General features: G+C 48.9%; 11 protein-coding genes. 2 read left to right on the top strand and 9 right to left on the bottom strand.

Going from position 1 to position 12,827, the window contains the following annotated elements; translation table 11 throughout:
- Window positions 1–383 precede the first annotated feature (383 nt).
- The 9 genes from Q7J08_RS08465 to Q7J08_RS08425 all read right to left on the bottom strand — a co-directional run bounded on the left by Q7J08_RS08465 (window position 384) and on the right by Q7J08_RS08425 (window position 11,210).
- Window positions 384–1,157 (bottom strand): segregation/condensation protein A, encoded by a 774-nt coding sequence (locus Q7J08_RS08465; RefSeq protein ID WP_304911245.1) that lies wholly within the window; start codon window positions 1,155–1,157, stop codon window positions 384–386.
- The gene (gene smc / locus Q7J08_RS08460; RefSeq protein WP_304911244.1) at window positions 1,150–4,599 is read right to left on the bottom strand and encodes a chromosome segregation protein SMC; all 3,450 of its coding nucleotides are present in this window, start codon (window positions 4,597–4,599) and stop codon (window positions 1,150–1,152) included. Before smc ends, Q7J08_RS08465 begins: the two co-directional genes overlap by 8 nt.
- 12 nt (window positions 4,600–4,611) lie before the next feature.
- Complete coding sequence (locus Q7J08_RS08455; protein WP_304911243.1) at window positions 4,612–5,286, bottom strand: hypothetical protein; 675 nt, start codon at window positions 5,284–5,286, stop codon at window positions 4,612–4,614.
- A gap of 180 nt (window positions 5,287–5,466) precedes the next feature.
- On the bottom strand, window positions 5,467–7,377 hold the full coding sequence (locus Q7J08_RS08450) for a beta-CASP ribonuclease aCPSF1 (protein ID WP_304911242.1): 1,911 nt from the start codon (window positions 7,375–7,377) through the stop codon (window positions 5,467–5,469).
- 26 nt (window positions 7,378–7,403) lie between these two features.
- Window positions 7,404–8,042 carry an archaeal proteasome endopeptidase complex subunit beta gene (gene psmB / locus Q7J08_RS08445; protein WP_304911241.1) on the bottom strand — a complete coding sequence of 213 codons (639 nt, stop codon included), beginning with the start codon at window positions 8,040–8,042 and terminating at the stop codon, window positions 7,404–7,406.
- Window positions 8,043–8,173: 131 nt separating this feature from the next.
- Complete coding sequence (locus Q7J08_RS08440; protein WP_304911240.1) at window positions 8,174–8,893, bottom strand: MBL fold metallo-hydrolase; 720 nt, start codon at window positions 8,891–8,893, stop codon at window positions 8,174–8,176.
- 1 nt (window position 8,894) lies between these two features.
- Entirely contained in the window at window positions 8,895–10,178 is a 1,284-nt protein-coding gene (locus Q7J08_RS08435) for an ATP-binding protein (RefSeq protein ID WP_304911239.1), read from the bottom strand.
- Window positions 10,179–10,280: 102 nt separating this feature from the next.
- Window positions 10,281–10,745: an abortive infection family protein gene (locus Q7J08_RS08430; protein ID WP_304911238.1), complete on the bottom strand. Its 465-nt coding sequence runs from the start codon at window positions 10,743–10,745 to the stop codon at window positions 10,281–10,283.
- Between the two features lie 15 nt (window positions 10,746–10,760).
- Complete coding sequence (locus Q7J08_RS08425) at window positions 10,761–11,210, bottom strand: hypothetical protein (protein ID WP_304911237.1); 450 nt, start codon at window positions 11,208–11,210, stop codon at window positions 10,761–10,763.
- A gap of 274 nt (window positions 11,211–11,484) precedes the next feature.
- Here Q7J08_RS08425 and larB point away from each other — a divergent pair, with 274 nt between their 5' ends.
- Together larB and Q7J08_RS08415 are read left to right on the top strand one after the other, a co-directional pair.
- Window positions 11,485–12,261: a nickel pincer cofactor biosynthesis protein LarB gene (gene larB / locus Q7J08_RS08420; protein WP_304911236.1), complete on the top strand. Its 777-nt coding sequence runs from the start codon at window positions 11,485–11,487 to the stop codon at window positions 12,259–12,261.
- Window positions 12,258–12,764: a nicotinamide-nucleotide adenylyltransferase gene (locus tag Q7J08_RS08415; RefSeq protein ID WP_304911235.1), complete on the top strand. Its 507-nt coding sequence runs from the start codon at window positions 12,258–12,260 to the stop codon at window positions 12,762–12,764. The genes larB and Q7J08_RS08415 overlap by 4 nt, the downstream gene beginning before the upstream one ends.
- Window positions 12,765–12,827: the final 63 nt, after the last annotated feature.

The raw sequence follows: 12,827 nt of genomic DNA, 5'->3' as shown, positions 1-12,827 counted from the left end.
ATGATTCGCGTTTTGTCCTCCACTTAAACAGCTCTACTATATCAGCATCAGATGCTTATATAGTCTTCGAACCGAATCCCCTTGGAGCCAGGCACGGAGTGCCAAGCCCTTTGGAGGTCAAATCCGAAGGCCTTGCGAGGTGACATAGTTACCCCCAATCACTTATAAACCCACCGAAACAGAAAGGAAACACACCCGAAAAAACCGGGAGGATTCCAACGCAGATCGGTTGGCTTGTGAGGTAATAATGTTAGGGATTCTGGCATATAAAGACGCCGGAATGATGTTAGAAACCCAGTGCTGAGAGACCAATGGAGATCAACATCGCGACAAATCCTAACAGACACAGGATCAGCAGAACATCCAAAACAATGATCCAAAAATTACGCTGCTTTTTGACTCTTCTCTGTAAAACCATCTGATATCACCACCCAAAGATCACCAAAGAACTCATCCTGTTCAAGATCAATCCAGCCGCCCTGAACAAGAAACAGACAGGGAAGATACACAAAATACAGAGGCCAGTGCAGCGTTGCCGCCAATTCATACAGCAAAACTCCCGGGTCCCGCGCATCAGGATGTGAGCGCACGACCGCATAGATCTGCTCGGCCATCTGCTCATAATCCTCATCATGCGCAATTCCCACGACCTCATCCGCATCCGGTTCTGCAAACAACTCATCCTCGGAATCAATATACCTCCGCCTTCTCTGCCTTCTCCGCTCCGCTTTCTCCGCGAGTTTCAGCTGCTTGATCAGCTCATACAGGGTAACCGGACGCTTCCGCGCATCTTTCCGCTTAAGTCTGCGGTCAATCTCCCGCTCCAAAAGCTCGATCGGACCAAGAGCCCGCTCCAGAACAACATCACCCTCCGAAAACGGATCCACCTCACCATCAAAAATATCTTCCTCATACTCCGCTTCACTCTCCTGCCCGTCAAGCAACTCGGACTTCATGCGAAGCAGAACTGACGCGTAAAAAATCGTCCGACCCGAAATCATCAAATCAAGTTCGCGTCTGTGTTCAAGCTCATTCAGGAAGCGTTCCGTAACCTCAACGATATCGATATTCCAGGGATCGATCTCTCCGCGCTTCGCCAGTTGATACAGGATCTCGACCGGTTCTTCGAGTTTCCCTTCAGAAATTACTTCAGTCATTCACCTTCACACCAGTCACAAGCGTACTCTTATCGCTCATGCGCAAAGTCACGCCCACCATCCGGTCCGATGCCTCAATCATCGGCTTCCTATGGGACACGATCACAAACTGACTTTTCGCGCAGATATCACGGACCATATGAGACAAACGTTCCACATTCATCCCGTCCAGATTGGAATCAACCTCATCCAGCGCATAGAACGGGGCCGGCATATACTGCTGGATCGCAAAAATAAACGAAAGGGTCGTAAGGGACTTCTCTCCTCCCGACATCATATTCAGCCGGGTGACTTCCTTTCCACGCGGCGAGACCTCGAAGGTCATGCCACCCAGAAACGGATCCTCAAGATTATCAAGGACCAGATGACCTGCACCGTCATTCAGCCGCGCATAAATATCCTGGAAATGGAGATTGATCGCCGAGTATGCTTCCATAAACACATCGAACTTCATCTGCCTGAAACTATCGATCTTATCAAGAAGGGCCTGACGTTCGCGTGACAGGGTTTCTTTCTTCTCGGTCCGCTCGACCGAACGCTTCTGGACCTCATCATACTGCTCGATCGCGCGCATATTTACGTTTCCAAGCTTTCTGACGGCCCGTTCGGTCGTAGCGACACGGTCAAGGATCTCATCCATCGAAAGATCACAAGCGATATCCTCCTCGATCGAACCCTTGATCTCCGACATCTCCAAAGCAAGAGAGGCCGACTTTTCATCGAACACAGAGATCTGTACATTACACCGCTCCTCGGAGCCCTGTAGTGCTGCGACCCTCAGCTGGGCCTCATCCGCCGCATGCTGAGCTCTGTTCCTCCCTTCGGTAAGCTGCTCGATCTCACCGGTAAAAGCCTTCATCTCATCCTCGAAAGCGGAGATAATTGATTTTGCCGTATCGATCGCCGCATAACATCCGGCGATCTCTTCTTCGATCGAGACGTTCTTAGCCTCAAGAGAAGTTCGTTCCCGCGTTATCTGCTCGACATTCTGTTTGAAATGCTGACGTTCAAGGTTAAGACCGGAAAGGTCACTCACTTTGTTTTCATACCGGCGATACGTATCATTGTAACCCGATTGAGCTTTTTGGAGTTTATCCGTAAGAAGATTGAACTCATCCTCATCCAGAACCGAACGCAGTTCACCCACTCTCTGATTCAGGACATCAATCTCATCAGAAAGTGCATCTACGCGGATCTCCAGTTCAGCGACCTGATTCGCCGTCTCCTTCTTGTCACGTTCCGTTTCTTCCAGAAGCCTGGAGGCCCGGACCTCATCATCCGCGATCTTATCAAGGATCCGGTTACAATCACTGATTTTAAGTTCGAACTTAACGATCGCCGAATCAAACTCGTTTCGTTCAGCACGAAGACCTTCGGCAACCGATCGGTGGCGAGCCTCAGCTGCGACAAGATCGGATTCATCTTCACGCAGATCGGTGAGTTTTGCAGAAATATCTGCAGACTCACGCCCCACGGCAACACCAAATCCACGGATATCTTTCCGGGTAAAACCACCGGTCATCGCTCCTCCCCTCTCCAAGAGCTCACCTTCAAGAGTCACCATCCGATACCTGCCCATGAGCCGACGGCCGGCATCCAGTGTCTCGACGATCACGGTCTGACCAAAAACCAAATTGAACGCATCCCGATATTCAGGATCGAAGTCGATCAGGTTGATCGCATAATCCACCACGCCGTTACCTGCGAGAGGGGGAAGAGGAGGCTGAGCCTTCATCTTGTTCAGGGGAAGAAGCGTCAAGCGACCCAGTCGTTCATCTTTCAAATACCGGATCACATTTGCAGCAGTCTGATCTGAGTCGACAACCACATTGTTGAGCCGGCCGCCTGCAGCGATGTTCAACGCCAATGCATATTCGGAGTCGATTACTTTTCCAAGACTGGAAACGGTACCAAACACCCCATCCAGACCAAGGATAGCGGAAATCGTACGATCCGAGGCGCCGGAAGCCTGCTGCTGGGCCTCGATCTGCATCTGCTTTTTCGTAAGCCTGGCAATCTCTTCCCTGAGTGGTTCGAGAGCCTTCCTTGCGCTCAGCATCGCCCGCTCGGTCTCTCCGAGCTGTTTATCAAGGAGCCCTTTGTTTTTTCTGGCATCCTGAAGATCACGTTCGAGACTTTCGATCTCGGCCTGCTTTTCGGAGCGTTCATCAGCCAGAGAACCCTGCTCCCTCTGGAGCTTCTCCAGTTCCTGTGCACGGACACGGCTCCTCTCAATAATGCCATCCCTTTGGATAACGATCGACCCGCGCTCCTCCTTCTTCACTTCGACCTGCCGCATCAGATCGACCAATTCAGCTTGTGCCCCCTTAGAATCACGGCTGCATTTACTAACGAGCTCGTTCGCTTTTTCCAGCGTCTTCTTCTGTGTTTCAAGCTCCATCGCCAGATTCGCTTTATCGATCTGAAGTGTCTGTGACTCCCGAATCTTATCGTTGAGCGTGTTCTGGTTTTTCTGGAGATCGAGATAGAGACGGTTCATCTCGGCGAGATTGCTCTCCTTCTCCTTTCTCCTCCGTGAGACGGTATCTTCAGCAACACGGATGTTGCCTTTTTCGGCTTCTATCCCGCCGATGATCCGCATATAGGCAGGACCCTGTTTGTGACTGATCTGCCGATCGATCTCATGTACATCCTCAAGACGAGCATTTTTCTCGTTTTCCTGAAGGGATATATCATTACGGATACAGGTACGTTTCTCCTCCTGCTCGGATCTTGAATGAGCAATAAGACCAAGTTCGCGTTCGAGATCATGAAGCCGGACGATCTGCTTCGCAGCTTTGAGATAATCGAGTTCTGCCTGAAGTTTTTGATATTTTACTGCACCTTCACGGGCATCGGCAAGCTCTTCCAACTGTTTGGCATAGGAAGCAAGAAGGATCTCTTCGCGGTCGATACTTGCCCTGACTTGTTCAAGTTCAACGAGAGCCTGTTCTTTTTTATCATCAAACTCCGCAACTCCCGCGATCTCATCAATGATACGCCTGCGTTCCAGATCGCTCATGTCCATAATCCGGGATATATCTCCCTGCATGACGACATTATATCCATGCGGTTTTATGCCGCGTTTTGCGAGATACTCTAGGATCTCCGTCTGGGAGCAGGTCTTTTCGTTCAGATAATAGTAACTATAGTATCCATTTGCAGTTCGTTTGATCCTCCGGCGGATCTTTGTATCGTCCGAAAAAGTGAGGGTGACCTCTGCGGTGTTTTTGCCGGACATGGTATTGATAAAATCAGTGAGCTTTTCAGCACGAAGATTTCGTGAGGTGGATAAAGACAGGACAAAAAGGATTGAGTCGATGATATTACTTTTTCCCGAGCCGTTCGGCCCGGATATTACGGTGAACCCTTCATAAAAAGGAATTTTTGTCTTTCTGGAAAAAGACTTGAAGTTGTCGATGTCAACCTGGACAATGTGCACGAATGAACTCCGTTAACGTTTGATTTCCACAGTGTCATTATCATCAGCTTCAATAACAGCTGAAGAGTCGGCACGAATAGATAAGGAGTGTGAGGTACGGGACGGGTTATACCCGGTACCTGCGATGATAACATTATGATCGTTCGTTTTCTTCCGTTTCTGAATGGTACCGTCCTGCTGCATGACATACTCAAACTCGCCGGGTTTCAGATTTTCGACAGGAACATCAGGGATTACAGGGGCCGATGCCCGTACCGGCTCAGGAGCGGGAGTCGGAGAAGGAGTAGGCCGGCTCATACGGGGAGCCGGAGCCTCGGCGACCGATCGTCTGACCGGTGGAGTGATACGGGATGCAGATTCGGCAGGGCGGGCAGGAGCAGGCTCTGCGATAGGTTCAGCGACGACCTCGCTCCTTCTGACGCCAAAGCGGGAGGCTTCCGGATGGCTCTTTATAGGAGTGCCGCCGAGTTTTTCCACCTGGGCACCAAGTTTACGCGTGACCGACTTCAGATCAAGAAGTTCCTCAGTAAGTCCTTTGACCATTATCTCAAGTTCGCGGATTTTATGTTCAAGTTCCTGAGTATTTTCTGCTTTTTCCACTACGATCTGCGCAGTTTCCTGTTTGCCGGCGAGCCCGCGTTCCTGCTCGGCAAGTTCATGCTCTAAGAATTTCATTCTGGTATCCATGATTGCATCTATCCTGTAAAATAATTAATAGGTTTTTCAGTGCCCATTCTATAATACACTTGTGTATCGGCCGGGCACATTTCAGAGATTCAGAGCGGAATCAGGGAATGATGACAACAATGATCCTGGGATTTGCATATGCATCTAAGAGAAAAAAGCGGGGGCCGGCTGAGCAGCTGCTCAAACCAGTCGGTATGTCTCAAGGTTCTGGGGAGACACAGTCTGAATGTGGAATTTTTTATAAATCGAACTGGCGAAGTCGATCGTCTTGGACTCTTCACCATGGATCGTAAACACCCGTTCGGGCTTCGGCTGAACATACTGAACATAGTTCATCAGCTGCTTCCGGTCTGCGTGACCGGAGAAACCTTCCACCGTCTGGATCTCCATATTGATAACGATCGTGCCGCGTTTGCCGATCGGCACTTCACGCCAGCCTTTCTGGATACGCCGGCCGTAGGTTCCTTCTGCCTGATACCCGACGAAGATGATCATATTCTTCGGGGAATCAGCAAGGTTGCTCAGATACTCGATGACCGGACCGCCGTTCATCATACCGCTCGTGGAGATGATCACACAGGGATCTTCTGAGAAGATGACCGCCTGACGTTTATCATAGGAATCCACCTGCTCGAAACATTCCGCAAGGAACGGATTGTAATTATCCCGGAAGATAAGGTTACGAAGGTCAGTGTTGAGATACTCGGGGTATGCCGTATGCATCGCCGTTGCTTCTTTGATCATGCCGTCAAGGTAAACTTTACACTTCGGGATACGATTATTTCTCATACCCTCTTCGATGGCGAGCATCAGTTCCTGGGACCGTCCAACGGCAAATGCCGGGATCAGAACTTTCCCGCCGCGACCGAGGGTTTCATTGATGACCTCATACAGACGCTCTTCCGCCTCGACCCTTGACGGGGCGAAGTCATCTGAACCGCCGTAAGTACTTTCAATGATGAGAGACTCTAACCGGGGGAACTGAGACACAGCCGGATTGAACAGCCGGCTCTTGCCGTAGAACAGATCTCCCGTAAAGGCAACATTGTACACGCCGTTGCCGACATTGAAGTGAGCGATCGCCGAGCCTAAGATATGACCGGCATTGTGTAAAGTCAGCTTCATGTCAGGAGCAATGTCGGTGACATCCCCATAGCCCAGAGCAATGGTATGTTTCACAAACTCACGGATCTCATTCGAGGAGTAGGGGGGCGTACGGTCCTCCTTGTTGTTCACATCCAGATAATCCAGTTGAAGCATTGTTGCAAGGTCACGGGTCGCCGGCGTTGTATAGACCGGACCATCATATCCGTATCTGAACAGAAGTGGAATAAATGCCGAGTGATCAAGATGGGCGTGGGTCAAAACGACGGCATCCAGATTCGTGAACGGATAGATCTCCGGAACATTCAGATACGGAGAGGAGGCAGCGCCGGTTGCGCCGGGTGATTCGCCGCAGTCGATCAGGACTTTACTCTCCGGCGTACTCAGAAGAAACGCCGCTCGACCGACCTGCCGGCAACAGCCGAGGGTCGTCAGACGAAGCCACTGGTCGTGATCGCGGCCGGTATAGATAGAATCCCGGTGGATCCGCTTACCGCACTTGCGAAGGAACTCTTTTCTCTCGTCACGGGATTCACGCAGATACTGACGGACCTGTTTGATGGTTACTGAAGGGATCGGCGGAGTTCTGGCCGCTTTTGGCGTCCAGCCGGTCTTCATGGTGATGTCGCGAAGGGTTGAACCATTCTTTCCGATGACAACACCGGGTTTTTCGGCCTCGATCAGGACCTCGCCGGTATCAGTATCAAAGAAAATATCCGTGATGCCGGCACTTTCCGGGACAACGGCCTTGATCATGTCATATGCTTCTTCCGTATCTCCCAGAATATTGGGGCGGACAACGATGCGTTTACGCAGGTCTCTCGCAAGTGTCTTGATCAGATCATGATCCTCGGCAAACAGTTTCGGATCATCGGTATAGATAACCATCTCAGGGCCTTCAAATTCAACATCCGTTACGGTAACTCCACGTGGAACTTTTTTATTAATAGTTACTTTGAGTTCTTTGAGTCTATCTTCAACCTGCATAAAATTCGTTTCCAAAAAAAGTAAAATTATTTTGCCGAAGGAAGATATTCAACTATTTTATCCTCAGGCAGATACGCGAATTTCTCCTGCGTTATGATTACCACATTGTATCCCTCTCCGGAGGCTGAGTCACGGAGCATCGCAGCGCGAAGAGCCCGAACGGCTAGTTCTATCGCCTCGTTCTCGGTCATATTGGTTTTGAAGCGATCCTCTAAAACACCATACGCGGTCAGGGAACCCGACCCGGTGGAGACAAAGTTCTCTTCAAGTGTGGCACCGCCGGCTGCATCTACTGAGTAGACCGAAGGACCGCTGGTGTCAACACCGCCAACAAGGAGCTGAACGTAATACGGCGAAAAGCGATTCTGGTTCAGGTAATTGGAGAGGATCGTGGCAGCTGCCCCGACACTGATCTCCTGGCCTCTGCGGATCTCGTAGAGATTACATTCAACATTGATGATTCTGACAAGCTGCTGGGCATCCCCAACCCCACCGGCGATTGTCATACCGATCTTATCAGTGATAGCATGTACTTTCTTTGCTTTCTTGCTTGCAATCAGGGTACCCATCGTTGCACGCCTTTCGGTAGCAAGGATGACTCCGCCGTTGAATACAATACCCACTGTGGTGGTTCCCGTTTTAACGTCCTGGTGTTCTTGTGACATGAGAAACCTCAAATTAAGGTACGCTACAAATTCATAAAACGCTGTTTTTATTTAAACAGCTAAAAGCGCTAATAGTTAAGTGTACGCAAAATGAGATAAACTTGCCGACTCAGGACAATTAAAAAAAAATCTTATAAAGTCCAGGTCTGCATATCCCGTGCACCGTGAGGATAGTTCCAGGGTATTTTATGACTCATATGAACACACCAGAACTCTTTTGGTGCCAGTTTTTCTGCGAGATGTTCTGCATCCTCTATATTCATGTGCTTGGTGATGTTCACTCCCGGCGGGAATATTCCGTCGAGCAGTAAAAGATCGGCGCCTTTCATCTGTTCAAGCGATGCTTCAGAGAGCTCGGCACGTGTATCACAGGAGTATACGAACGTTTTGCCGTCCGCGGTGATCCTGAGTCCGTACGTCGGTGTATCGTGAACGACCGGAAAGAGCGTAACCTCCATGCCGCAAATCTCCGTCGGTTCAAATGGATGGACAGGATGTTCCACGTGAGGAATGAAGGAGAAGATACCGCCGCAGTACTTCAGAACCTCAGGAGCCCCGTACACCGAGATCGGTTCCCGCTGGACCCGATAAAAATCACCGAATCCCATGAAATGATCGTAATGACCATGGGTCCAGATGACCGCATCGATACGCGGTGAGCCGGCAGCCAACAGCTGGGCACGCATATCCGGACCGGTGTCGATCAAAAGATGAAGACCCTTATGCTCGATCAGCAGGGAGGTCCGAAGCCGCTGTATTCCGGCTGCCTTTGCTTCGCTGCAGATCGGACAGTCGCAGCCGATCTTCGGCGTTCCGACGACATCTCCTGTTCCAAGGGCCGTGATTTTCATCTCAGGCGCACCCGGTCCGGACCAAATTCCTCCGGTTGACCAGTTCCATTCCAGCATTTACATCGGCCTCATCAATCTCCTTTCTTCCCGATAGAAGGGCCGAGACGATCGCTTCGGTGAGCATCATCCGGAGATCTGCGCCCGAAAAACCTTCTGTCCGTGCCGCAAGGGTGGTGAAATCGATCGTGCAGGGGATATCGGATGCCACATGATTCAGGATTGCTTCACGCATGCCTGCATCCGGGAGGGTAAAGGTGACGACTTCATCGAACCGGCGCCAGGCAGCCTCATCGAGCATTCCTGCATGGTTCGTTGCACCAATCAGCAACACCTGGTCTTTGATCAGATTTATGTGGTCGATACATTTGAGAAGGGTGTTGACCCCGCGTTTCATCGTGCCGTTGTCATCGGAAATACGGGTCTTTGCGATGTAGTCGAATTCATCGATGAAAAGGATACACGGAGCGATCTTCTTTGCAAGATCGAAGATCCGGTCGATGTTCTTGGAGGTCTCGCCAAGATACTGGGAGGTGATCATCGAAAGCCGGACTTCTAAGACCGGCATGTGGACAGACCGCGAAAGCGCAAGGGCAAATGAAGTTTTACCGGTTCCCGGCGGTCCAACCAGAAGGATCCTGCCAAGTTCATAGATACGGTGACTTCTGAGGAACTCCTGATTCTCCAGAGAGATCTGTACTTTTCTCACGATGGCAAGCTGGTCAGGGGTGCATACAAGATCCGAAAGAGAAAATTCGATCTCTTCCGGGGCATACGGGACCACAAGGTCAGCAGCTTCTTTGAACGACTCAGATTTTTCGGTGATCGCGGCAAGTCTGCCGGTCAGATATGCGGTGGTATCCTCGAAGATCGGAATATTGGCACGGGATTTTTTATAGTTGATATCGGTTTCTCCTGCGGTTTCCAGAGCGAGGGTGAGGGCAGGGTTCTGCATAAGTTTGGCAGGACCGACATGACGGTAATACCATTTCAGTGCCGGAGTGAAGGCGGTGACAGAGAACTGGCCAAGATCATTGCATAAGAGATACGAGTTCTTCTCATCCTGAATTATACGGCGGGCGGCAAGGGTCGGAAGATAGGATTTTAAAACTCCTTCTTTTATTACAACAGGGCGGGCGATGATACCGGGAGATTCGGTGCAGAACATCTGCCGGATTGATACGGGGAGGTCATTGACTTCTAAAGCAGGATTGGTGTTCACCACTTCTGCGGTAAGAACGATCTCGGTCAACTGCAAAAGTCCGGGGTCTATTGATATTGGATCCATGATATTCCATATATATGCGTGTGAAAAAAGTATAAGCCTTCGCGTGATGGACACTTCGAGAGAAGAAGAACAGCCATCCTTGTTTAGAGACATAACCCATGATTATCCAGTTTTCTTAATACTATTAAGATAGACTGAAAGAATGAAGTCAGACATTGCGACAGACGAATTCACGAATAATCGAGCGTGATAATCAAAAATGTCTATCCGTTTACTTCCAACGCCATGTGAATCGCTATGATTATTTCTCATTTCTGCAATAGCCGAAATAATCTTCTCTAATCCCGAGAGCAACATATTGATTCTTTTATCTAAATTTTTATCTCCATGCATATCATATAGATTTTTGACTTGTGTGTAGAGTTTGTTGATATCCCCACTAGCAGATGGGACATCATCTTTTTTTTCGATGACAAAAAAGAAAGTTTCTTCGAGAATGGTTCTTGACTTGGTAATTGCACTATCGTAATTACCATCATCGATATCTCTACAAGCTCTTTCGGAAAGATCCAGAATGTATTTACGATCAATCACTTTAGTCGCAGGAGCCTCAACAGATACAACCAAATTTATTTTTTTGACCTAAAATATTTCACCTTTGCGATAAAGTTCATTCCCACTAATGTGAAGCAAAATATTGATTTCTTCCAATATTTTCAGAACAATTGTTTCGTACGCCTTATCTTTATCATTTGGTAATAAATCAGATAACGAGTTAGTAAATTTATCTTTTGCAAAGAGAAAACCAAGAAGTTCTGATATTTTATTTTCTTTAATGCAAAATATTAAAAGATTATCAAGGTATTGCCATCTACTAAGTGCACCACCTGACGATGGATATTTAACTGAATTTCCAAAGAGGACAGATATTTTACAGATTTCTGTACCGGATAGATAAGGCATTGCAATATTTATGTTTTGGACGGTTCCAGAGACACCATTACAATTATCAAATTTACCAAATTTTTTATCACCATCAAGAATAGCTAAAATATCTTTATTTCTTAAAACTTGAAAGTCGCTCTTATCCATTAAATCACCACCATGAAGATCATAAAATCTATATATAGATAATCCATATTAAATCATCTTATATTAAGTCAATATCATTCAATTAAATTTAGTATAATCTTTTATTTTGGATAATTTCCATTATCTGTGTGAGAAAATAGATTGGAAAATACATTTAGAGTATACTCGAAAACACCCAAACCGAGATTATGATCGACTAATAAAAATAAATAAAAATCCAGCGCTCATGAGGAGGACATACTATTTCACCTCAGGCAACCAAACTCATAGAATAATGAATGAGCATCCACATGTTTCTGATATCCTGAATCAGGTAAGAGATGGAACACTTGACCCGGTGACTGCAGAAAAGAGGCTGACGGCCATGGCAGTGACCCGGGTCGGCGATGTGGCAAATCTGGATATGGAACGATGCAGCAGGTGCGGGATGCCCGAAGTCGTCCTGGCAGAAGGGAAAGATACCGACTCGCTCGTTAAGATCATGCACAGTTATGTACTGGCATCAGGGCGATGCGTAGCTTCACGCATCACCCAGGAACAGGTGAAAGCGGTATGTGAAAACCTCCCGGCCGGTATCACCCCGGAGGTCAGAGAACCAGGAGGGATCCTGATACTTTCGGACGGAACCCTTCCCATCCCATCTGGGGGTACTGTCGGGATCATGACCGCCGGGACATCCGATATCCGGGTTGCAGAAGAGGCACGGTCGATTGCTGAGGAGATGGGCGCAAGGGTCATCACCTCGTTCGATGTAGGTGTGGCAGGAATCCACCGGCTGATCCCGGCTCTGGAAAAACTTCGGGAGGCGGATGTATATGTGGTCTGCGCAGGGCGGGAAGGGACACTGCCCTCTGTGGTTGCGGGGCTGGTCGACAAACCGGTGATCGGCGTCCCGGTAAGTACCGGTTACGGATATATGGGACAGGGAGCGGCGGCTCTCGCAAGCATGCTTCAATCATGTGCAGTTATCACTGTAGTGAATATCGATGCAGGGTTCACCGCAGGGGCATTTGCGGCCAGGATCGCGGCACTGATTGGAGGAAAACAATGAAGCGGGGATTATACGTCGGACGGTTTCAGCCGTTCCATAATGGTCATAAAGCGGTGATCGACGGCCTTGCAAAAGAGGTCGATGAGCTGATCATCGGTATCGGCAGTGCAGATATCAGCCATGACATCCGACATCCGTTTACTGCGGGCGAGCGGGTCCTGATGATCACCCGGGCATTGAATGGTCTCGAGATCCCATTCTATGTAATCCCTCTAGAGGATGTCAAAAGAAATGCCCTCTGGGTGGCTCATGTCAAATCGATGGTGCCGCCGTTTGATACGGTGTATACCTCCAACCCGCTGGTGATCCAGCTCTTCGCAGAAGCAGGTATCCCAGTCATGTCACCACCGATGTATCTACGGGAGAGTCTCTCGGGAACTGCGGTCAGGAAAAAAATGTTTGCCGGAGATGCATGGGAAGGGTGTGTCCCGGAGGAAGTCGTCTCGGTGATCCGGGAGATCCACGGGATCGAACGGATGCAGCAGATCGCAAAAAGTGACTGATGATATTCTTTTTTTTACAAGATGTATTTTGATTTAGTATGTCCTGAAGAGAGAATTGTGACG

Source organism: Methanocorpusculum sp., from assembly GCF_030655665.1.
In the GTDB taxonomy this organism is placed as follows: domain Archaea; phylum Halobacteriota; class Methanomicrobia; order Methanomicrobiales; family Methanocorpusculaceae; genus Methanocorpusculum.
The sequence above is the reverse complement of the archived record's forward strand: the minus strand, read 5'-3'. Positions and strand labels throughout refer to the sequence as shown.